Source organism: Aestuariibaculum sediminum (assembly GCF_014596945.1).
Classification (GTDB): domain Bacteria; phylum Bacteroidota; class Bacteroidia; order Flavobacteriales; family Flavobacteriaceae; genus Aestuariibaculum; species Aestuariibaculum sediminum.
On sequence record NZ_JACVXB010000001.1, the window covers coordinates 309396 to 332009 of the forward strand.

The following is a 22614-nucleotide window of genomic DNA, read 5'->3' on the forward strand; positions in this document are numbered from 1 at the left end:
CTGAAAATGTTCAGAATGACAGAATACTAGAAGTTATATACTACTTCTAATTTATATTCAGCTAAAGCTTGTTTTGCTTTGTCTATATCTTCGGTAAACCCTAAAATATATCCTCCGCCACCAGAGCCACAAAGTTTTAAATAATAATCGTTAGTCTCCAAACCTTTTTTCCATAGCTCATGAAATTGCTTAGGTATCATAGGTTTAAAGTGACTTAAAACAACTTTAGACAGCTGTTTTGTATTTTTAAACAAAGACTTAACATCGCCTTTTAAAAAGTCTTCAACGCAAGCATCGGTGTGTTTTATAAACTGGTCCTTTAGCATACTACGGAAGCCTTCCTGCTTCATGTTTTCCATAAAAATACTTACCATTGGTGCTGTTTCTCCAACAATACCACTATCTATTAAAAATACAGCTCCTTTTCCATCGGGTTTTTGAGACGGAATTCCTGTCGCTTCGATATTATCCTTAGAGTTTATAAGAATTGGAATGCTTAGATAACTATTTAACGGGTCTAATCCTGAAGATTTTCCGTGGAAAAACGATTCCATTTCAGAGAAAATTGCTTTTAACTGTAATAGCTTTTCACGTGTTAAATTTTCTAAAACCGTAATTTTATCTTTAGCGTAGTTATAATAAATAGCAGCCACTAAAGCTCCACTACTTCCTACACCATACCCTTGCGGGATTGAAGAATCGAAATACATACCCTCCGAAACATCTTTCTTCAACAAAGCAATATCAAACCTTACTAGATCAGGAGAAATAGTTTCTAAATGGTCGGCAAAACGCTTTAAACTTTTATTGGATTCGACGGCCTCTTTAGTTGGGTTATCAGAGACTTTAAGGGCTCCGTTATAAAAATTATAAGGTATAGATAAACCTTTAGAGTCTTTGATGATTCCGTACTCACCAAAAAGTAAAATTTTCGAGTAAAAAAGAGGTCCTTTCATAATTAAACCAAAATTTAACTTAGCACCAATAACTAAGTTCCAGTGCCAAATATACGTAATATTATTCTATTTGATTGGCACCAAAACCAATCTGGTCGCAAATATATTGCTCGTTTTGGCAATAGCCAACTAACTCGCTTTTAATAAATTCCATGATTTGCTCTGATTCCTGCTTAGGATATAATACATGCACATTGGCTCCAGCATCTAAAGTAAAACCAATATGTAAACCTGTAGCTTCTCTAAATGCCCATATTTTATTAATAATTTCCAAGGTATTAGGTTTCATTAAAATAAAATAAGGCATGCTAGTCATCATCATAGCATGAAGTGTTAGAGCTTCGCTTTCAATGATTTCTATAAACTTATCTAAATCGCCAGACTCTAAAATCGCTTTTAATTTCTCGAGGTTTTCATGCGCCTGAGCAAATCGATTTTGGGCATAAGGATGCCCATACATTAAATTATGTCCAACGGTACTACTTACTTGTTTTTCGCCTTTATCGACTAGTAAAATAGTATCTTGATACTCTTTAAAATTTTCATGAACGCCGTACGGATATTTTACACCAAATAAATCGCTACTACCTTCAACAATATTATTTTTTCCCCAAACAATTAAATCGCCTTCAATACTTCGGCAGGCACTACCAGAACCTAAACGGGCTAAAAACGACGCTTTTTGATTGAAATATTCATCTGAAAATTTTTCTGAATTCAACTGTTTTTCAATACTCATTAAACACAGCGCCAAGGCACTCATACCACTTGCCGAAGAGGCAATACCTGAACTGTGCGGAAATGTATTTTGGGTTTCTACAACAAATTTATAATCTTTCAAAAAAGACAAATACTGCTCAACACGATTGAAAAAGGTTTCAATTTTTGGTTTAAAATCGTCCTTCTTTTCACCATCTAAATACACTTCAAAATCAAATTCATTTGAGTTATCTTTTTTTGTGTAGGTTAAAGTTGTAATGGTTTTACAGTTGTTTAACGTAAAACTTATCGACGGATTCTCAGGAATTTGATGTTCCTTTTTACCCCAGTATTTTACCAAGGCAATATTACTTGGTGACTCCCAAGTTACTTTACCTTGTTCGACAGATTTCGTGTATGGCTGCGGAATAAATTGTGCTTCGGTCATGTCTTAATATTCTGCCGACAAAGATAATAACTTTAGCATAGTATTGTAATTTCTTGCTGTTGCAATTACCTTTAATTTACGTTCAAAAAAATTATTGTTAAACTTTGTTTTTCCGTAGCCATTAACACCATAAAAATAAATGCAATTTTGATTTATAATGAATTGTTCTTCGGAAGTACTGAACAATTGAACCTCCTTAATCAGCTCTTTATTTGGTTCACTAAACAGCATCATAAAATAGCTTTTCATTTTGTTTTCCTCGGAAAACGGACAGGTTTCAAAAATGAGTTTTAAATCTTTTGGTGTTATTATCAAAACCGAAACTTCGAAACCAAATTGATTAAAAATGGCTTTTGATATGTTTTCTGCAATAACTTTTTCATTGTGTAAAAGGGTTTTAAACACCACATTTCCACTCTGAATATAGGTTTTCACATTTACGAAACCTGCATCAGTTAATACGGTTCTTAACTCAGCCATTAGGATTTTGTTCTGGCCGCTAACGTTTATGCCTCGAAGTAATGCGATATAGGTTTTCATTTTGAAATCGCTTTTGATGCAATATATGCACCTGTCCAGGCATTTTGAAAATTAAATCCTCCGGTAACGGCATCGATATTTAATACTTCGCCAGCAAAAAACAGGTTTTTATGAATACGACTTTCAAAGGTTTTAAAATTAATTTCTTTTAAATCGACACCACCAGCGGTTACAAATTCATCTTTAAACGTACTTTTTCCTTCTACATTAAAAACAGCCTTAGTTAATTGCTCTGCCAAAGCTTCGAGTTGTTGTTTGTTCAAGTCGGCCCAACGGGTTTGCTCATCCATATTAGAAGCTAAAACAAGTTGATGCCATAAGCGTTTTGGCAAACCGAATGATGTTGATTTATACACTGTTTTTTTGGCTAGATTCTGTTTAAATGCCTTTAATTGATTTAAACAATCGTCGAAAGAATATCTGATAAAATTAATTTCAATTTGAAATTTATAATCCAGTTTTGCCAACTCCACCGCACCAAAAGCCGATAATTTTAAAATAGACGGCGCACTCATCCCCCAATGTGTGACTAAAAGCGGACCTTCACTGAATAGATTAGTTCCCAATACCGAAATTTCAACATGAGGCGCAACAACTCCTGGAATTGTTTTTATGCGTTGGTCGTTAATATTAAATGTGAATAATGACGGTACAGGTTGTGAAATAGTATGCCCCATATTTTCAATAAGCTTCCAGAATTTCACACTACTTCCTGTGGCAATTAAAAGAGTTTTGCATTGGTATGTTTCATCTTTAGTTTGTATTTGAAAACCGGATTCTATAGGATTAATTTCAGATACATTCTGACTATATGATACCTCAACCCCATAAGTTTTAGCTTCACATAAGAAACAATCGATAATGGTTTGGGAACTATTAGATTCCGGAAACATACGGCCATCCTCTTCAATTTTTAAAGCAACACCGCGTTTTTCGAACCATTCAATGGTATCGCCAGTCATAAACTGATGAAAAGGTCCCAAAAGCTCCTTCTCTCCTCGCGGATAATTTTTTATTAATTCCTGTGGAATAAATTCGGCGTGAGTAACATTACAACGACCACCTCCAGACACTTTTACTTTTTGTAAACCTTCCTTGCCTTTTTCAAGTATGGCAACCTTTAATTCTGGTCTTTGCTCTGCAATATTTATGGCTGCAAAAAATCCGGCGGCACCACCTCCCACTATAATTACATCATATTCAATCATATTCTATCTGGATAATCCGAAATGATCCCATCCACACCATAACTTTTCATTCGTGCAATAGTCTCTTCATCATTAACCGTCCAAGTATTTACTTTATATCCTTTTTGGTGCGCTAAATTAACGTTCTCGAGAGTTAGTAAGGCAAAATTTGGATGAATAATTTTAGCATCAATGGTTTCAGCAAATTCAATCGCCTCGGCAACATTCGCCTTGGTTAACACCGCTAGCGGAATATTTTTGTTAAGTTTACAAACATCTTCAAGCTCATGATGCTGAAAACTGGAAACTATAAAATCGTTATAACTCCAGCCTTTTTCTCCAACATAATATTCGATAACTTCACAAGTTTTTGCTGCAGTATGCTTTCCTTTTAATTCAATATTTAATAGGCAAGATTTATTGATAAGATCGAGTACTTCTTGTAAAGTTGGAATTTTATACTGCTCATTAACATTTAGTACCTTTAATTCAGACAGAGTGTGCTTACTAATTTCTCCTGTACCATTTGTCATTCTATCTAAAGTAAAATCGTGAAATACAACCAATTCTCCCGAAGCACATAAATGGACATCTATTTCGATTCCGTCTATATTAAAACTTAACGCCTTTTGAATAGATTCGATGGTGTTTTCTGCTACATATGCTAATGCTCCTCGGTGTCCCATTTTTAAACCTTTATAAGTCATGATTTCTTTTTAATAGGTCGCATTAATCCTTCCTGAGTTACAGAAGCTACCAGCTTACCGTCTCTGGTAAAAATATTACCTCTCGCAAACCCACGTGCATTAGATGTATTTGGCGACTCGATAGAATACAACATCCAGTCATTAAAGTCGAAATCCCTGAAATACCACATCGAGTGGTCTAAACTTGCCGTCTGAGTATTGCCATAATGTGCTTTACTGGCATGACGATTCATAGCTGCTGCCAGAATATTATAGTCTGAAATATAGGTTAGAATCTGCTGTTTTGTTACATGATCCAGTTGTGTTGCATCTCCATTTAACTTAAACCACACGTGGGTAAACGAAGGCAAATCCTCTTTATTAAACGGATTTACAACCTCTACAGGTTTAAATTCGATAGGACGCTCTACTTCTATAAAACTTTTTGTTCTTGAGGGAATAGCATCTCCAAATTGATTAAGCATATCGGTCCAGCTTAACAATTCTTCGGGTTGTTTGATATCTTTAGGCATATCGATTTGATGATTATACCCCTCCTCTTCTTTATGAAACGAAGCCGATAAAATAAAGATGGTTGTTCCGTTTTGTGAAGCAGTAACGCGTCTTACAGAAAAACTACCCCCATCCCGAACAATACTCACATGATATTCAATGGGAAGTGTTAAATCACCCGCTTCTAAAAAGTACGCATGCATCGAATGTAAAATACGTTCTTTTACATCGGTTCTACTGGCGGCATTAATCGCTTGAGCTAGTACTTGACCACCAAACACATGCGGACTTCCAATGGTTACACTATGCCCTACAAATGTTGTTTCGTTTATATCCTTTAAACTAATGAGTTCTACCAACTGATTAACCGTTGTCATTCTATATGATTTTATAATTTTATAAATCTAATAAATGAAAAGGCCTTACCATAACTTTTTAATTATTTAATTTTGCCTAAAACACAAATTTATGCCCCTTAAAACTCAATTTATGCTTTATGCATTTTTAATATTAGTTGCTTGTTCAAACGGAAAGCTAAAAGTAGTAGCCGATATTCCGAAGCATTTAAAGGAAGTTTCCGGAAACGAAATAACAACCAATTCTGATTTAATTTGGATAATTGAAGATTCTGGTAATAAAAATAATGTATATGGTTTAAATGATGACGGAGAGATTGTTAAGGATATTGATATAAAAAATGCAAACAACATGGATTGGGAAGATTTAACAACCGACACCATGGGCAACTTATTTATAGGTGATATTGGTAATAATGACAAAAACCGAAAATGGCTAAGTATTTTAAAAATATCGAATCCCGAAACGATTAAAAACAAAACAAAAGCCGAAGTAATTCGGTTTAAACTGCCAAAAGGGGAATCGCCGAAAGACTTTGAAGCCTTCTTCTTATTTAACGATTTCTTTTATTTATTTAGTAAGGAAACCGGTAAAGCCAGATTGATAAAAGTACCTAACAAAGCAGGAAAGCATACTGCCGAAATAGTTACCGAATTTAACTTAGAAGGAAAGCACAATGAAATTACCTCGGCCGATATAAGTGAAGATGGCAAAACCGTTGTTTTACTTAATCACGAAAAAGTTTGGAAACTTACCAATTTTACAGACGACAACTTTTTTAACGGCACGATTGAAAATTTGGCTTTTGAACACAAATCTCAAAAAGAAGGTGTGTGTTTTTTGGATAATAATACCATTTTAATCACCGACGAGAGTAATGATGATTTAGGTAGTAATCTGTATAGTTTTAAAATTAACAACTAGAAAACACATAGTCTTTGCTTAATAAAAAGCAAAACTTATTTTTAAGAAATTCATTGGGTTACTGTTTTTTGTAAGGATTAAAATTTCATCCCAAAACCAAAGGAAAAACGCATACCGTCTTCTCCGGTAAACAAATTAAATGTTGCTGAGATAGTCTCGGCAGCGGCAACCCAAAACCCACCTCCATAATCGCTATGCCATTTTTTTGAGGTATCATTTCGCAACCATACACGCCCCACATCAAAACCTCCAAACACGCCTATTTGCAGTGGCACCAAGGCGGTTTTAAAAGAATTAAAACTATAGCGCAAATCGCCACTTCCTATAAACGAATGCCTACCCGTAAAACGCTGCAAACGATAACCCCTTAACCCGTTTTCCCCACCAATATTAGCGGCCTGAAAAAATATTAAGTCGTCACCGAACCTAAATTGAGCATGAGCATTGGTTTTTAAAACCAGTTTTTTATTAACGGTTAACGCATTATAAAATCCAAGGTTTGTATTTACATAACCATATGTAAATTGAGATGCATCAAATTCGGTTTTACCTCCAGTTTCTATCAAAAAGGTCATGCCTCGCGTTGGGTTTATACTATTATCGAAACTTTTATAATCAAAATAAGCTTCGGCTCCGGCAAAGTAACGACGTTCATAAAAATCGGCATTAATTAAAGGCTCAAACTCAGAAATAAATCTATTGGGTGTATCTTGAATTTCAATACCTTCAAACATAATTTTAGCACCAAAAAAACTCCCAAATTTCGAATGCTTTTTTAAGCCAATATGCGCACCAATAGTCCCTGTTTTTACTCGATTATAATCTAAACCTATTTCATCATCATTATTTTCCGTCTCATTGCCATATCCAAAGAAATTATTTGTAAAATTTTCACTAGTAAAAAGTCCGCCAACAGTTAAATTCCATGCTCCAAAAACATTAGCAAATTCTCCTGAATAGTTAAAATCGTATCCCTCGGTCGCAAAATAATACCCGGCCTTAAAACGGTGTTGTGTAGAAAATGGATTTCTTTTGAATCCTTTATTTGTTCTGGTAAATGAAACACCCAATCGCATACCATCGTCTGGGTTAAAGCCAATGCCAGGAGCTATTAAATTGGTATTAAGGATACCTTTTTCAAAATCGAATAAATTTAAATTGTAAATATCGGTAAACCTTATGTTGCCTCCTTTTTTTTCTTCTACTGTATTTTTCTTGCTTTTATAATCGTAAACTCTAATTCCTTTTCCATTTTTTATCTTGTAGGTATCATTATTTTGTCCTCCTATTAATCGGGTTAAAATAGGGTGTTTTCCTTTTCCAGAAACCTCAAATATATCCTTATCATCCAAACCGTAAATCCAAAGTTCTTTGGTAACCGCTTTATCAAAAGTTCTATCAATTAAAACTTCAGCCTTTTTTCCTTTCTTAATTCTAGAAATGATTACCTGAGTTTTATAATTATCGGTTCGTATAACTTCAATATAATCATCTTTATCTGTAGCCGTTACGATTACCAATTTGTTCAAATAAGTATAATACCGACTAGCAATATCGGCTAAACTGGCTCTTCTTCCTTTTAAATTAGCTTTAATAGTCTCTAACTGTTGATTTTTAACCTCTTTGGGCACCTTATTGAAAGCAGACTCTATAACCTCATCTGTAATATTTGTTTGAAGAAACCTTGCTTGTTTTAACCAAGTTTCTTCATTTGCATTTTGTATGAGAACACGATCCAGCCTGATACCAGCACTGTTTATCCATTTAACATCGTTTAAATTGGCTTCATATACTTGTAATTGTTTTACTGGATTACTTATTTTCTTTAAAAAATCTAATAAACCGCCATCAAAATTCGAAAATGCCTGATCGCGGTCTCTAGGAATGGGCCTATAAACCTTATCTCCATTTTCCTGATTAAATTGAGCCCAACGCCACTGATCCTGATGTCTATCCCAGTCACCTATAAGCATATCAAAAAGCCTGGCTCGCACAAATGCTTCCTCGTCTATTTTATACTTTTCGTCTTTTCTGATTTTCTCAATAATATCGTGGGAACTTTCAATATCATTAGCGTAACCGAAATTTTGTTTGTATGCTTGATTTTCTTCAGGACGCTCCTCAATTAAATACAATTCATCTCCGTAATCCTCATTAAAATCGCCTAAATCCTTATGTTTTGGAATAAAATATAATTCTGGTTCAGTGTGATACACCTTAGCCGCTTTGGATAGTTCTGGAATTATTTGAAAAGCATAAGGATGCGCTGCAGTGTAAAAATCTAAAATAAGATCTTCAACCTCTGTTTCCCTGAATTCATTTTCTATATAAATATCTCTAAACAAAACAGCTTGCAAATACTGGGTGGCACTTTTACGAAGCGCCCTCATATTAAATTGTCTACCGTCTTTTGTTTTTAATCGTAACGATCGTGTTTGATGACCGCCTCCTTTTCTTACTACTTCTAACCCACCATAGAGTGTGTCTAGAGTGGCAACTCTGGCCTTAATTTTAGTACTATACAAACTTCTGTAATGCTCGCCCCAAAAGGATTTATAAGCCTTAGATTTATTCGTTTCTTCCTCAGTATAAATTGAAACCTCTAGCGTTTGTGGAAATTGCTCTTTTAACCCTGAAAGGTCTACGGATTTATAAGATTTATAAACTTGCTTTTGATACAGCAATGTTGGTATGCCTCCCTGCGCATCGTAAAAACGCACCCAAGAACTCCCGTCTTTAAACACTGTATACACAGCAAAACCTTGTTTACCAGAAGAAAAAAGACCATCTTCGCCCAAAGCAGCAAACGAATCTTTCGATCCAGAACCAGAAACAATTTGCTTTATTCCTTCATGCTCAATGTATTGCAACGTATGCTCATGACCTGAAACAAAAACTATATTCCCTGAATTGGTAGCCAAAGTTTCAATGCGACGCATGAGCTCATTATAACGCTTATTAAAGCGGTCTTGTACCGAAACGCCTCCTTGCGCACGTAACTGAACGGCTAAAGAAGCTAAACCAGGTAAAGGAATTTTTTTTTGAGTTGGAAACAAATGCTTTGAGGCTGCAAATGCACCTCCATGTGCCCCATTGGTATATATTGGGTGGTGCATGGCTATAACCACTGTTTTTCCTTGTCCCTTTTTAATTTCGCCCTCTATTTCATCAAAAAAACGCGATTCGGTTTTTATCTCGCAATCATCGTTAATTGTTGGATTTTTATCCCAATTTTCCAGAAACCACTGAGTGTCAATTAAAATCAAGTGTATATTTTCACTCACGTTTATACCTTCCAGGGGACATCCATTTTCGGGTAAAAAAGAATCCTTACCCAGGGCCTTTTCAATATATTTTTCTTCCTCTTTTAAACCTACTAGTCTGTTGGCATACCAGTCGTGATTACCTGGGATAAAAATAGTTTGACCTTGAAACCCTTCAACGGATTGAATTTGAACTTTTAAGCTTTGTTCGGCTTCCATTCGGCCCTTTTCATTCTTAGCCGGCATACCTGCAGGATAAATATTATCACCTAAAAAAAGAGCAATATCGCCTCTCGTATTTTTATCTTCAATAAAAGTCTTAAAAGCTCTTAATCCTTGTGAGGAAGCATCATTATTTACCAAACCAGCATCTCCAATTAAGTAAAACGTTTTTTCTACTTCCTTGTCCGGGAAGGACATTTCTAATGTATTACTACCTTTATATTGAACTTTTTTCGTAGCACATCCTATTAAAAAAGCAACGCAATAAAAAGAAAAAAGAACTAATGACTTTACGCTCATGTGTGCCAAGTTTAAACCTTAAATATACAAATTTGTGCCCTTGAAAATTCAAACTCGTTTAAATACCTGTACATATAAACTCAAAAGGAAATAAGTTGTCATCAAATTTTGTTAATTTGTATACACGTAAACCATTACTTCTTATGTCGTTACTTATAGAAAAAACCGAGGACTTTGTATTTGACTTATTTAAATCGCATTTAGATCAAACTTTTTTATATCATAATTTAACACACACAGAGCGGGTATTAAGAAGCTTACGTGAAATTATTGAACATTCTAATATTAGTGACGAATCTGCTGAAATACTTCAGTTGGCTGCCTTATTACACGACACAGGCTACACAAAAGCCCGAGAAGGCCATGAAGAAGAAGGTGTAAAAATTGCAACCGCTTTTCTTAAGAAACAAAATGCAAAACAAGATACCATAGATGCCGTTAACAAGTGCATATTAGCTACAAAGTTTGAAGACAAGCCTGAAACGGAATTGGAAAAAATTATGCGCGATGCTGATGCTTCGCATTTTGGCAAACCCTACTTTAATGAAGCCAGCGAATTTTTAAGAAAAGAACTCGAAATTCAAGGCATTAAAACATATTCTACCGCAGAGTGGATAGACGAAAACATAAAAGTGCTCACCAAAAAGCATGAATTTTATACCGATTACGCACTAAAAAACTGGCAAAAACAAAAAGAAGCAAATCTTAAAAAATTAATTAAGCAAAAGAAAAAAATTAAAGAACAATTGCAAAAAGAGCAACTCAAAGCCAAATATAAAGCGCAATACAAAAATGAAAGTCCCGAACGCGGTATACAAACGTTTTATAGAGTTGCTTTAAGAAATCATATTAAATTAAGCGACATTGCCGATACTAAAGCCAACATTTTACTATCGGTTAATGCAATTATCATCTCTTTAGTTTTATCTAATTTATTTTCGAAATTAGACAACCCCAGCAATGCATATTTAATTATTCCAACAGCTATATTTACTACATCCAGTGTTATTTCAATGATCCTTTCCATTATTGCCACACGACCAAATGTAACGCGCGGCCAGTTTACCAAAGAGGATGTAGAAAACAAAAATGTAAACCTTACTTTCTTCGGAAATTTTCATAAAATGAAATTAGATGAATTTGAATGGGCTGTTAGCGAATTGGTTAAAGACAAAGATTATGTGTACTCATCCTTAACAAAGGACCTTTACTTTCTTGGCAAAGTTTTAGATCGAAAATATCGCATACTTCGCATTACTTATTCTTTTTTCATGATAGGCATTATCGTGTCAGTTTTGGCTTTCGCAATTTCCTTTAAAATAATGATTTAATTAACCTGACTAAGCTTTAATAGTTTTTATTAAATCGTCGTAAGTATAAAAGTCTTTTGTGTTTTCATGATGATAAAGAATTTTTACACGAATAGCTTTTAAACCTGTAACCCCCTGTAAATCTTCAAGCTCTACTATTTCAACCGCATCACTTAAAACGTTTTTATGCTGAAGAAATTTAATGTATTGTAAATATTCTGTCTCATCTTCCTTTTGTGAGTAGATGATGCTTATTTTTCCTTTTTCAGTAACACGCTTATTAGTACCTTTTATTAAAGCCTTATCCACTCGTTTTTTAACAACTTCGTATCTGGCATTATACGTTCCATCAACATCAAATTGTTTTTCATCCATCCTAAAACTAATGGTTAGCGGCTGATTAAAAACCAAAATCATAGACGCCACATCTAAAGTAACGGGATACGTATCTCTACTTTGGTAAAATTCATTTTCCATTTCGCACATGGCCTGCAATTGCCACAACCTTAAATTGTAAAGGTACATGGTGTTAAAACTTTCTTCCTTCGTTATCGCTTCACCAATATACATGTTATGCTCCACACCATCGGTTTTAAAACGTTCGAAAAAATGCGGGTACATTTGTTGTGCATCCTTTTGTTTTTCATCGAGTACAGAAGCCATATTTTTATTGATTAACGCTATGGTATCATCGAATTTTTTTCGGTAATGATAAATAACATTAAGCTGAGTATCTACTTCACTAAAGTAGTTTTCAATAGCTTTGGCATAACGTACTTTTTTAGTTTTGAAAAACTTAAACAAAGGATCAATTTCATCTTTAAAGAAATTGGCTAATTGTTGTTCGCTATCTACTTTAAAATCTTCTTTTAAAACACTTTTAAAGGTGTCTATTTGAAATTTTATTTGCTCGTAAATGGGTAATGGTTCTTCTAAATATATGTCGTTTATTATCTCTTCTACCAATTTTAACTGAAGCGATAAATCCTTCTGGGTTGCCAGATTTCTAGCTTCCGAAGACCCTTTCACATCAATTTGTCCAAATAAAGGGTATACATTTTCGAAATCTATTTTACTAAAAACCGCATCGTTTCCTATGTGTTCCTTATCTTTTAAAAATTGTCTAGCTGCTTTTTCAAATTTCCAAGAAACACTGGAATGTATGGACGTACACTCTTGCTGTATTACGGCTTCGATAGAATTTTCGTATTCTCTTATAGAACGTTTTACTGCCGCCAAAATAAACGGAATAACATCAGACAGCTTATTAGCTATAATACTGTTTAATATTTTAGGTGTTGCCGATACAATTTCTAAAATAGCGAGTAATTCTCCATTTTCTGAAATAGGTGTAAAAATAGCACTCTTTACCCCTTGCTCTTTTAATATTCTGAACTGAGCCACTGTTCCTTCCGACATGTCATAAGATTTATCGACATCGGAAATAGCATATGATGTATTATTATTAATTAACGACTTATAAGACTCTTCACACAAAACGCTATTACAAGAGGACTCTTCTTCATTATTGAGCAAATAGCTTTTCATACCTTCCTGATGCACACAGTCGAAAGTATCTTCACCTTTATTGTAAACCGAAAATCCAATTTTTAAATCCTTAATCCCTAAAAGTGATTGGAAAATAGACTGAAAATCAGTCATATTTTCCATACTTCTATGTTTTTTCTCGGTGATTAATGTCGATTTCATATTAGAAATAGACTGATCGTCGGTAACATCGAAAATATTGGAAATCACAAACCCTTTAAAAAGGTAACTTTTTGGCGGAAACTTTTCTTTCCAAAGGTCTATATTACTAAAATTATCCAATAGCTCATCAAAATCATCCTGCGTAATCTGGGGGGCATTTTCAGTACGACTAACTTCTACAAAATCGGCATTATACAAAATCTTATAATAACGCATAACACCGTTTTCATCGGGTATTTCATACATTATTGGCCGTTTAAAACTTAAATTAAACCCATAACAAGCATTTAAAATTACGGTACATGCCATAATATAAATATCGCTTTCGGGCATATTTTTAATTTTTAGTTCAAAACCTTCACCAGCATTTTCGATAATTTTTCTAAAACGTTTAGAGCTATTAAAAACCACATCCTGAAATGGTATTGATGCCGTTTTTATTTCATTATTCGTTAGTACTTCGCTAAACGAATCCTGTAAAATTAATTTAATTTCATTTTCATAAGTTTTAAAAAACGACAAGTCTCCAAAACCCTCTCTTAATATTGGTAACGGTTTCTGTACTTCTAACACTTTTTGTGCTTTTGCAGCAATAAAGTCGTCATCACTATTGGCCAAAACCTCATAGTGTTCAATGAGTTTATTAAAACTAATTTTTATATCGAACGGGGTTTCTATGTATTTGGTAAAATCGGTCATTGCTTTTTAAAAACGGCTTATAAATATACTACTTTATGAACTACAGGATAACATAGAGCATCCAACTTTATGTCTCGCCCACTCCGGACGTTTGGCAAACCACTTTTCATTTTCAGGTTGCTCGCCATAAGGTTGTTTTAATAACTGAAACAACTCATCAATTAGGGTATAATCACCATTATTAGCAGCATCGATAGCTAATTGCGCCATATAATTTCGAAGCACATATTTAGGGTTTACCTGATTCATTTTTTCTTTACGACGTTCGTCTGAAATATTTTCCTGACGCAGTCTGTCGGCATACCTTTGAAACCAATCTTGCCATTTATCAATGACCGGTTGTTTTAGTGCCTTCAAATCATAAAAGGCCGCTTCAATTAATTGAATGCCATCTACTTTCGAATCTGAATCCTTCTTAAAACTACTTAATTTCCTGAAAAATATGGTCATATCAATTTCAATCAAAAAAAGATTATCCTCTAGATCCTGAATGAGTGCCGTATCGGAAACAGCTTTTGTTTCCAAGCCTAACTTACTGCGCATCATAGCCAAAGACTTCATTTCGAAATCTACTTTATATCTTTCTAAAATTCGTTCTAAAGGTTCAGCTTCCTCAATTAAAGGATATAATGCATTGGCTAATTTAAACAGATTCCACAAACCAATATTCGGCTGATTTCCATAGCGGTAACGTTTATGTTGTCTATCGGTAGTATTGGGTGTCCAGCCATAATCGAACCCTTCGAGCCAGCCATAAGGACCATAATCTATGGTTAAGCCTAATATAGACATATTATCGGTATTCATGACACCATGAACAAAACCCACACGTTGCCAATGAATAATCATGTCTAAGGTTCTATTAGTAACCTCTTTAAAAAAGTTTAAATACGATTCTTTACTCGGCTTTCCTAATTGCGGAAAATGTTGTGTAATGGTAAAATCGACCAATTTTCTTAGGTTTCCAATATCTTGTCGTGCTGCAAATATTTCGTAATTACCAAAACGCAAAAAACTTGGGGCAACACGTGTAACTATGGCGCCTTTTTCGTAGGCTGCATTTCCATCGTAAAGCATATCTCTTAGAACCAGATCGCCTGTTAAAGCTAAAGATAATGCCCTTGTTGTAGGCACGCCCAAGTAATACATGGCTTCACTACATAAATACTCTCTTATTGACGAACGTAATACTGCAAGGCCATCGGCTGTTCTGGAGTAAGGCGTTTCACCTGCGCCTTTTAGTTGTACTGTCCATTGTTTTCTTTTATGATGCACTTCAAATAAATTTATAGCGCGACCATCACCCAATTGACCTGCCCAATTTCCAAATTGATGACCTCCATAGCACATGGCATAAGGCTGGGTGTTTTTATAAATATCATTTCCTGTAAATACATTCAAAAAAGTATCACTATCAGCATCTGCTTCGGAAATCCCAAGATTTTCCAGCATAGCTTTAGAGACATGCAAAAGTTCTGGATTTTGGGTTTGCTTCGGTTCAACAAACGAATAACAAGCCTCTTCTACCTGACGTCTTGTATTTTCATGAATGGGATCGGCAGGTAGATTAGTTATGAATGTATTTTTTATATTTAGTTTCATCTATCCAATTTTAAACCTGAGCAGCTTTTAATTTATTCGCATGCATTTTTCGTAATTTGGCCAGCTTCGGGGTTATTACGGCACTACAATACATTTGTGTTTTATTGTTTGCATAATAATTTTGATGATAATCTTCAGCATCGTAAAAAACACCCAATTCGCTAATTTCAGTAACAATCGAATTTTCGTAATAAGGAGCCATTTCAATTAACACCTGCTGAGCTATGTTCTTTTGCATATCATTATGATAGTAAATAACAGACCTGTACTGTGTTCCAACATCAGCTCCCTGACGGTTTAATGTTGTTGGATCATGGCTCGTCATGAACACTACTATTAAATCATGAAAAGACACTACATCGGCATCAAAAGTTACTTGTACTACTTCGGCGTGCCCGGTTAAACCAGAACAGACTTCACGATATGTTGGCTTTCCCGGGGCTTGTCCGCCAGTATAGCCAGATACGACTTTCTCAACACCTTTAATCTCGTTAAAAACAGCTTCTACACACCAAAAGCAACCGCCACCAACGGTCATTAATTCCATCGTTTTATTTCCCATCTAATTTTTCCTTTACCGTTTCTAATTTTAAAACTTCTGAATTTACGCAATACCTCAAACCACTGGGTTCAGGGCCATCGGGAAATACGTGTCCTAAATGCGCATCGCAAGTGTTGCACAATATTTCGACACGAACCATTCCAAAGGAAGCATCTTTAATATACTTAATGGCATTATAGGTTATAGGCTGAGTAAAACTGGGCCACCCTGTACCCGAGCTAAATTTAATGGTAGAATCAAATAAAGGCGAATCACAACATATACAACTGTATTTCCCTTCTTCATATGAGGTACAAAATGCACCTGAATGGGGCGCTTCAGTACCTTTTTCTCTGGTTATTTTATATTGTTGTGGAGTTAATTGAGATTTCCATTCTGATTCAGTTTTTTCAACTCTAAAATCTGGATTAGGATTTCCATTAACCGCAAAATTTACAATGTCTTTCCAAGTAAGCATAACCTTATATTCTTTCTTTTTATTTAATTTTTATCAAAGTTAAGAAATAGTCGAGATAAGCTAGACATCCTTTCATTGATTTAAACTATAATGAAATAAGGTTTCTAGGATAATAATTTAAATGTAAACAGTGTAAAATTCCATAAAAAAACCACCGAGAATAATTACTCGGTGGTTTTTATTATAATTAAAATCGATTGAATTCCCTTAAAATCCTTTATTAATTACATATGCAGCATCGTTCCAACGCAACTCTTGTTTAAAACGGTATAAATCGGTTTTCTCATCAATTAATAAGAACTCGATATCCATTATTTCAGCAAAATCTTCTAACGATTCTGACGAAATATTCTGGCTGTAACACGTATGATGTGCGCCTCCAGCATAAATCCAGGCAGCCGCGGCTGTTTGCAAATCTGGTTTAGCATCCCATAGTACTCTGGCTACAGGTAAATTTGGCATATCATCTTTAATCTCGACAGCTTCTACTTTATTAACCAGCATTCTAAAACGGTTACCCATATCTACAACTGAAGCATTTAAGGCTTTTCCTGCTCCACTATTAAATACTAAACGAACCGGATCTTCTTTTCCGCCGATTCCTAATGGGTGGATTTCACATGATACATCACCTTTTGCAATAGTTGGGCAAATTTCAAGCATATGTGACCCTAAGCAGGTGGTATTTTCAGGATCGAAATGATAGGTGTAATCTTCCATAAAGCTGTTTCCTCCTTCTAGTCCGTGTCCCATGACTTTCATGGTACGCACCAAAGCGGCAGTTTTCCAATCACCTTCACCTCCAAATCCATATCCACTAGCCATTAAACGTTGCGTGGCAATACCTGGTAATTGTTTCATACCGTGTAAGTCTTCGAAAGTATCGGTAAAAGCTGAGTAACCACCATCTTGTAAAAAAGCACGCATTCCTAATTCTATTTTAGCTGCATCTCTTAATGATTGACGCATCATGCCATCAGCTTTAATTTTTGAAGCCATAACATAGGTATCCTCATACTCCTGAATTAAAGTATCTACTTGTACATCGGTAATTTGATTTACAAAATCGACTAAATCACCTATACCATAACCGTTAACTTCGTATCCAAATTTAATTTGAGCCGAAACTTTGTTTCCGTCCGTTACAGCTACCTGACGCATGTTATCTCCAAACCGAGCAACTTTCATTCGCTTACTATCGGCCACTGCATTAGCCACGCGACACCAGTCTGCAACTTGTTTAATTACTTTTTCATTTTTCCAATGACCAACAACAACCTTTCGGTTTTTACGAAGGCGAGATACTAAAAAGCCAAACTCACGACCACCATGTGCCGATTGATTAAGATTCATAAAATCCATATCAATCGTTCCCCAAGGAATATCGCGGTTAAATTGTGTATGCAGGTGTAAAAACGGTTTTTGTAAAGCCGTTAATCCTGCAATCCACATTTTAGCTGGAGAAAACGTATGCATCCAAGTAATGATACCAATACAATTTTCATCGTTATTTGCTGCTTTACAAATAGCATGAATCTCATCGGCTGTTTTAACTGTTGGTTTAAAAACAACTTTTACAGGAATAACAGCGTTTTCTGTGTAAGCATTGGCAATTTCCTTTGAATGTTCGGCAACCTGTTTTAAGGTTTCAGGCCCGTACAGGTGCTGACTGCCCGTTACAAACCACACTTCGCCTTGTTTAAAATTGATCATTATGAAATAAAACTAAGATTTATTAATTGTTATGATAGATATATATAAAGTGCTATCACCGCCGCAACAACAGCAAAACCAACGGGTTTTAAATATTGCCAAGGTGTAATATCCACTTGTTTTGTATACTCTTGATTATAATCTGTTTCTCTAGGAACAAAAGAACTCACTACAAACATGATGATGACAGTTAAAGCAAACAGAATACCCATTAAATGCAGGAAACTGATATCTGGTTTAATGATGTACAAAGTTGTTAAGTACGTAACTACACTGAATAAAATAGAAATGTTTGCTGCTTTTCCAGATACACGTTTAGAAAATATCCCAACTAATATTATAGCTAAAATAGGCACACTATGTGTTCCGTTTAACTCTTGTAAATAGGTAAATATTCCTCCTTCAACGCCATATAATAAAGGTGCAATTGCCATAGAAAATAGGGCTAGAACAATTCCGAAAATTTTACCCGCTTTAACCACCTGACGCTCTGAAGCATTATGATTAATATATTCTTTATAAAAATCTAATCCGAATAAGGTTACCGAACTGTTTAAGGCACTATTAAACGAACTTAAAATAGCACCAAACAATACCGCTGCAAAGAATCCAATAAACGTCACGGGCAAGACCGCTTTTACTACCATTGGATAGGCTTCGTCGGCATTAGCTAAATCTCCATTAAATAAATAGAAGGCAATAATACCAGGTAGAACCACAATAAAAGGTCCTAATATTTTAATGAAAGCAGCCAATAATAATCCTTTTTGACCTTCTTTTAAGTTTTTGGCTCCTAATGCTCTTTGAATAATAGCTTGATTGGTCCCCCAATAGTAAAAATTAACTATAAGCATACCCGTAAATAAAGTAGCAAATGGCACATCGGATTCAGGACCACCGATAATATTAAATTTTTCTGGCAAGGCAGTCGTTAACGTTTTCAAACCTTTAAAAACATTACCATCACCTATTTTCATTAAACCGAAAATAGGAATTAATGATCCTCCAACAATTAACCCAACGGCATTTATAGAATCGGAAACAGCTACTGCTTTTAACCCTCCAAAAATAGCATAAATACTACCAATAATACCAATTGCCCATACGGTAACCCACAAAGCAGGTTCTGGTTGCATTCCAATCATTTCAGGAATATCGAACATGGTATTTATGGCTAAAGCTCCCGAGTACAATACAGTTGGAAGCATTGAAATGGCATATCCTAATAAGAATAATAAAGACACAATAGTTTTCGTGCTTTTACCATAACGATTTTCTAAAAACTGAGGAATTGTAGCAATACCACTTTTAAGATATTTTGGCAATAAAATAAAGGCTGTAAAAACCATGGCTATAGCCGCTATAACCTCGTAAGCCATAATGGGTATACCGTCTCTAAACGACACACCATTCATACCAACGATTTGCTCAGTTGATAAATTTGTAAGTAATAAGGAACCGGCAATAACGGGACCTGTTAAACTCCTACCCCCAAGAAAATAGCCATCAGAAGAATTTTCATCGGTTTTTCTTGTTGACCACCATGCAATTACAGCAACCAGTAGCGTAAATGCAACGAAAGATAAAATACTCATAATAATTTAATTAGTTTAGTTAAATGTTAATACTCGTTACGATTAGCAACCTTGACCGTAATAAGCATCCTTACCATGCTTGCGTTCAAAATGTTTCTTTTTTAACGCATCTTTTAATATTGCTGCACTAGGGTTTATTTGTAGCGTTAAGTAGGCCATTTTAGCAACTTCCTCGCAAACAGCGCTGTTATACACAGCTTTAGCAGCAGAAGCTCCCCAGGTAAAAGGCGCATGATTACCAACTAAAATCATTCCGACTTCGTTGTAATCTAAATTTCGCTCTTTGAGGCAATCAATAATTTGATATCCGGTCATATGTTCATAATCACCGGCAATATAATCATCTTTCATTGGTGGAGCACATGGAATATCAGAAATTAAATGGTCGGCATGTGTTGTTCCGAAAATCGGAATATCCTTTATAGCCTGTGCCCAAGCCGTCCCATAAGTAGAATGGGTATGAACTACACCGCCAATTTTTTCCCATTCTTTATACAATACGGCATGTGTTTTTGTATCGGAAGATGGACGCATGTTTCCTTCAATTATTTTAGCATCGAAATCACAAATAACCATATCGTCAGGTTTTAATTCTGCATACGGCACACCACTAGGCTTAATAGCAAAAATACCTTTATCGCGATCTACTGCACTTGCATTACCGAACGTAAAGAGTACTAAGCCTAACTCTGGAAGCTGCATATTAGCTTCGTAAGCTTCTTCTTTTAAAGATTTATAAATACTCATAACCCTATATTTCTTCTGTTATATTTTTATTTTTTTAATTGAAATGAATCTTTATCTAAATGTATTAATCGTCTCCTAATTTTTAGGAACTCACTGTGATGAACATTGCCTTATCATAAGTTTCAGTTAGTTCAAACAGCCTAAAATTCTTACGGAAGTTTCACTCCAAATTTTACAATAAATTTTCGCTAGACCGCTAAACACCCACGTTGTATTTAGCTTTTATTAGCTAAACTTATTAGCATAAAAAATTCATGCTTTTTTTATTAACTATTAAAACGAAAATTAACTATTTCATTATATGTTCTTCCATAGCAACACACAAGTCGCTATACTCATTGTATATTTTTTTATAAGCGTCTACATTATCTTTTATGGGCTCATAAACTTTCTCAAACGGACTTGCCATGACGTTCATAGCCGTTTCGGTATCGGGATGAATTCCTGCAGCAACGGCACCAAATATTGCAGCTCCTAACGCACAGGCTTGTTCTGATTTGGCCACTTTTATGGGAGCACCTAAAACGTCGGCCATGATTTGCATGACTAAATCTGATTTTTTTGAAATACCACCAATGGCAATAACCCCTTTTATGGGAATGCCTTCTTCAACAAATCTGTCGGCTATTTTTTTAGCGCCAAAGCACGATGCTTCAACTAAAGCCCTAAATACTTTTGGTGAAGTGCTTCCGAGGTTAATTCCAGAAATAACACCTTTTAAATTCTGATTGGCATCGGGCGTTCTTCTACCATTCATCCAATCTAAAGCCAATTCGCCTGAAGCTCCAATAGGTTCTTCAGCGGCAGCTTCACTTAATTTCGGCAGTATATTACTAATGGCTTCTTCGACTAATTTTTCTCTAACGGCTTCTGAAATTAAGGTTGAATTTCGTATCAGTTCTTTAATAGGCCATGCTATTAAACGCTCGTACCAGGCATAAATATCGCCAAAAGCCGATTGACCAGCTTCTAAACCAAGCATATTAGGTATTACCGAACCATTTACCTGACCGCAAATGCCTTTTACCAAATGTTCTTCTTCTTGCATAGGTGTTACAACGATGTCGCACGTTGAAGTCCCCATAACTTTTGTTAAATGATAAGGTTCTATATTTACACCTACAGCTCCCATATGACAATCGAAAGCACCTACAGCAACTTGAACGGTATTAGGTAACCCAAGTTTACTTGCCCAGTCCTCAGATATCGTTCCCACGGAAACATCGGATGTATATGTTTTTTGAAATAATCTATCGGTTACCCCATCTAAAACAGGATCTAAAGCTACAAAAAACTCGTTTGGTGGTAATCCTCCGAAAGATTCATGCCATAAAGCTTTATGACCAGCTGCACAGCGACTGCGTTTCATTTGAGAAACATCGTTTCCTCCTGTTAACAGGAACGGAATCCAATCACAATGTTCTACCCAAGAGTAAGCAGCATTTAGTACTTTTTTATCGGTTCTTGATACATGCAATATTTTCGACCAAAACCATTCTGAAGAATAAATACCACCTTCATATTTCGAATAATCTATATCCCACTTGGCGCACAGGGCATTTATTTCATCGGCTTCTTTAATACCTGTGTGATCCTTCCACAGAACAAACATGGCGTTAGGATTATTTTCATATCCCTCCAATAATGCCAAAGGTGTTCCTGTTTTATCAACGGCTACTGGTGTAGATCCTGTAGTATCAACACCTAGCCCTACAATGTTATCTACTACTTCTTGAGGTACCTGTGAAACTACCGATTTTATCGTTGCTTCAATACCTTCAATATAATCTAATGGGTGTTGTCTAAATTTACTTTTTGACGGTTCACAATAAAGCCCCGCTTTCCATCTGGCGTAATAATGTACGGCAGTTGCCATTTCTTTACCGGTACTGGTATTTACAATTAAAGCCCTAACCGAATCTGAACCGAAGTCCATACCGATGGTGTATTTTAATTCATTCATAATCTGAACATCTAATGTAGTTTACTCGATAATTTTAATTGAAAATTAGTTCACCACTCTCAATCTAATTATTACTTCTTAAAAAAAGCCCAGAACCTATTACGTCTACAAATTTCAAAGGCTATGCTAAAAAAAGTATTGCAATATAGTAATTATTTTTA

The 22614-nt window shown here is 35.2% G+C and carries 17 protein-coding genes; 2 read left to right on the forward strand and 15 right to left on the reverse strand.

Features of this window, described 5'->3' with window-relative positions; all coding sequences use genetic code 11:
- Nucleotides 1-26 precede the first annotated feature (26 nt).
- From ICJ83_RS01490 to ICJ83_RS01515, 6 genes are all read right to left on the reverse strand, one after another.
- Entirely contained in the window at nucleotides 27-956 is a 930-nt protein-coding gene (locus tag ICJ83_RS01490; protein ID WP_188228584.1) for a mevalonate kinase family protein, read from the reverse strand.
- A 61-nt stretch (nucleotides 957-1017) separates the two neighbouring features.
- Nucleotides 1018-2103 (reverse strand): diphosphomevalonate/mevalonate 3,5-bisphosphate decarboxylase family protein, encoded by a 1086-nt coding sequence (locus ICJ83_RS01495; protein ID WP_188228585.1) that lies wholly within the window; start codon nucleotides 2101-2103, stop codon nucleotides 1018-1020.
- A gap of 3 nt (nucleotides 2104-2106) precedes the next feature.
- Nucleotides 2107-2643 carry a DUF1697 domain-containing protein gene (locus tag ICJ83_RS01500; RefSeq protein ID WP_188228586.1) on the reverse strand — a complete coding sequence of 179 codons (537 nt, stop codon included), beginning with the start codon at nucleotides 2641-2643 and terminating at the stop codon, nucleotides 2107-2109.
- Nucleotides 2640-3851, reverse strand: a complete 1212-nt coding sequence (locus tag ICJ83_RS01505; RefSeq protein ID WP_188228587.1) for a BaiN/RdsA family NAD(P)/FAD-dependent oxidoreductase — start codon at nucleotides 3849-3851, stop codon at nucleotides 2640-2642. The genes ICJ83_RS01500 and ICJ83_RS01505 overlap by 4 nt, the downstream gene beginning before the upstream one ends.
- On the reverse strand, nucleotides 3848-4537 hold the full coding sequence (locus tag ICJ83_RS01510) for a glycerophosphodiester phosphodiesterase (RefSeq protein ID WP_188228588.1): 690 nt from the start codon (nucleotides 4535-4537) through the stop codon (nucleotides 3848-3850). The genes ICJ83_RS01505 and ICJ83_RS01510 overlap by 4 nt, the downstream gene beginning before the upstream one ends.
- Nucleotides 4534-5406, reverse strand: a complete 873-nt coding sequence (locus tag ICJ83_RS01515; RefSeq protein WP_188228589.1) for an acyl-CoA thioesterase — start codon at nucleotides 5404-5406, stop codon at nucleotides 4534-4536. Before ICJ83_RS01515 ends, ICJ83_RS01510 begins: the two co-directional genes overlap by 4 nt.
- Nucleotides 5407-5497: 91 nt before the next feature.
- Between ICJ83_RS01515 and ICJ83_RS01520 the strand changes: the two genes are divergently transcribed.
- Nucleotides 5498-6310, forward strand: a complete 813-nt coding sequence (locus ICJ83_RS01520; protein ID WP_223154560.1) for a hypothetical protein — start codon at nucleotides 5498-5500, stop codon at nucleotides 6308-6310.
- A gap of 77 nt (nucleotides 6311-6387) precedes the next feature.
- Here the strand turns inward: ICJ83_RS01520 and ICJ83_RS01525 are convergent, their stop codons facing one another.
- Nucleotides 6388-10095, reverse strand: a complete 3708-nt coding sequence (locus ICJ83_RS01525) for a metallophosphoesterase (RefSeq protein WP_188228590.1) — start codon at nucleotides 10093-10095, stop codon at nucleotides 6388-6390.
- Between the two features lie 143 nt (nucleotides 10096-10238).
- Here ICJ83_RS01525 and ICJ83_RS01530 point away from each other — a divergent pair, with 143 nt between their 5' ends.
- On the forward strand, nucleotides 10239-11426 hold the full coding sequence (locus ICJ83_RS01530; protein ID WP_188228591.1) for a Pycsar system effector family protein: 1188 nt from the start codon (nucleotides 10239-10241) through the stop codon (nucleotides 11424-11426).
- Nucleotides 11427-11435: 9 nt separating this feature from the next.
- Here ICJ83_RS01530 and ICJ83_RS01535 read toward each other — a convergent pair whose 3' ends face one another.
- The 8 genes from ICJ83_RS01535 to ICJ83_RS01570 all read right to left on the reverse strand — a co-directional run bounded on the left by ICJ83_RS01535 (nucleotide 11436) and on the right by ICJ83_RS01570 (nucleotide 22453).
- Nucleotides 11436-13814: a GAF domain-containing protein gene (locus tag ICJ83_RS01535; RefSeq protein WP_188228592.1), complete on the reverse strand. Its 2379-nt coding sequence runs from the start codon at nucleotides 13812-13814 to the stop codon at nucleotides 11436-11438.
- Nucleotides 13815-13847: 33 nt separating this feature from the next.
- Nucleotides 13848-15416 (reverse strand): protein adenylyltransferase SelO, encoded by a 1569-nt coding sequence (locus ICJ83_RS01540; RefSeq protein ID WP_188228593.1) that lies wholly within the window; start codon nucleotides 15414-15416, stop codon nucleotides 13848-13850.
- Nucleotides 15417-15426: 10 nt separating this feature from the next.
- Complete coding sequence (gene msrA / locus ICJ83_RS01545) at nucleotides 15427-15978, reverse strand: peptide-methionine (S)-S-oxide reductase MsrA (protein WP_188228594.1); 552 nt, start codon at nucleotides 15976-15978, stop codon at nucleotides 15427-15429.
- Nucleotides 15968-16435 (reverse strand): peptide-methionine (R)-S-oxide reductase MsrB, encoded by a 468-nt coding sequence (gene msrB / locus ICJ83_RS01550; protein WP_188228595.1) that lies wholly within the window; start codon nucleotides 16433-16435, stop codon nucleotides 15968-15970. The genes msrA and msrB overlap by 11 nt, the downstream gene beginning before the upstream one ends.
- 207 nt (nucleotides 16436-16642) lie before the next feature.
- Nucleotides 16643-18148 carry an L-arabinose isomerase gene (araA, locus tag ICJ83_RS01555; protein ID WP_188228596.1) on the reverse strand — a complete coding sequence of 502 codons (1506 nt, stop codon included), beginning with the start codon at nucleotides 18146-18148 and terminating at the stop codon, nucleotides 16643-16645.
- A gap of 29 nt (nucleotides 18149-18177) precedes the next feature.
- Nucleotides 18178-19743, reverse strand: coding sequence for a solute:sodium symporter family transporter (locus ICJ83_RS01560; RefSeq protein WP_188228597.1), 1566 nt, complete (start codon nucleotides 19741-19743; stop codon nucleotides 18178-18180).
- Between the two features lie 42 nt (nucleotides 19744-19785).
- Entirely contained in the window at nucleotides 19786-20490 is a 705-nt protein-coding gene (locus ICJ83_RS01565) for an L-ribulose-5-phosphate 4-epimerase (protein WP_188228598.1), read from the reverse strand.
- A gap of 289 nt (nucleotides 20491-20779) precedes the next feature.
- Nucleotides 20780-22453, reverse strand: a complete 1674-nt coding sequence (locus tag ICJ83_RS01570; protein ID WP_188228599.1) for a ribulokinase — start codon at nucleotides 22451-22453, stop codon at nucleotides 20780-20782.
- Nucleotides 22454-22614 lie beyond the last annotated feature (161 nt).

Coding starts and splice junctions, on each gene's coding strand:
- ICJ83_RS01500 (WP_188228586.1), bottom strand. CDS start 2,643: ATGAAAACCTATATCGCATTACTTCGAGGCATAAACGTTAGCGGCCAG.
- ICJ83_RS01520 (WP_223154560.1), top strand. CDS start 5,498: ATGCCCCTTAAAACTCAATTTATGCTTTATGCATTTTTAATATTAGTT.
- ICJ83_RS01570 (WP_188228599.1), bottom strand. CDS start 22,453: ATGAATGAATTAAAATACACCATCGGTATGGACTTCGGTTCAGATTCG.
- ICJ83_RS01510 (WP_188228588.1), bottom strand. CDS start 4,537: ATGACTTATAAAGGTTTAAAAATGGGACACCGAGGAGCATTAGCATAT.
- ICJ83_RS01505 (WP_188228587.1), bottom strand. CDS start 3,851: ATGATTGAATATGATGTAATTATAGTGGGAGGTGGTGCCGCCGGATTT.
- ICJ83_RS01525 (WP_188228590.1), bottom strand. CDS start 10,095: ATGAGCGTAAAGTCATTAGTTCTTTTTTCTTTTTATTGCGTTGCTTTT.
- msrA (WP_188228594.1), bottom strand. CDS start 15,978: ATGGGAAATAAAACGATGGAATTAATGACCGTTGGTGGCGGTTGCTTT.
- ICJ83_RS01540 (WP_188228593.1), bottom strand. CDS start 15,416: ATGAAACTAAATATAAAAAATACATTCATAACTAATCTACCTGCCGAT.
- ICJ83_RS01515 (WP_188228589.1), bottom strand. CDS start 5,406: ATGACAACGGTTAATCAGTTGGTAGAACTCATTAGTTTAAAGGATATA.
- ICJ83_RS01560 (WP_188228597.1), bottom strand. CDS start 19,743: ATGAGTATTTTATCTTTCGTTGCATTTACGCTACTGGTTGCTGTAATT.
- ICJ83_RS01565 (WP_188228598.1), bottom strand. CDS start 20,490: ATGAGTATTTATAAATCTTTAAAAGAAGAAGCTTACGAAGCTAATATG.
- ICJ83_RS01490 (WP_188228584.1), bottom strand. CDS start 956: ATGAAAGGACCTCTTTTTTACTCGAAAATTTTACTTTTTGGTGAGTAC.
- ICJ83_RS01495 (WP_188228585.1), bottom strand. CDS start 2,103: ATGACCGAAGCACAATTTATTCCGCAGCCATACACGAAATCTGTCGAA.
- araA (WP_188228596.1), bottom strand. CDS start 18,148: ATGATCAATTTTAAACAAGGCGAAGTGTGGTTTGTAACGGGCAGTCAG.
- ICJ83_RS01530 (WP_188228591.1), top strand. CDS start 10,239: ATGTCGTTACTTATAGAAAAAACCGAGGACTTTGTATTTGACTTATTT.
- msrB (WP_188228595.1), bottom strand. CDS start 16,435: ATGCTTACTTGGAAAGACATTGTAAATTTTGCGGTTAATGGAAATCCT.
- ICJ83_RS01535 (WP_188228592.1), bottom strand. CDS start 13,814: ATGACCGATTTTACCAAATACATAGAAACCCCGTTCGATATAAAAATT.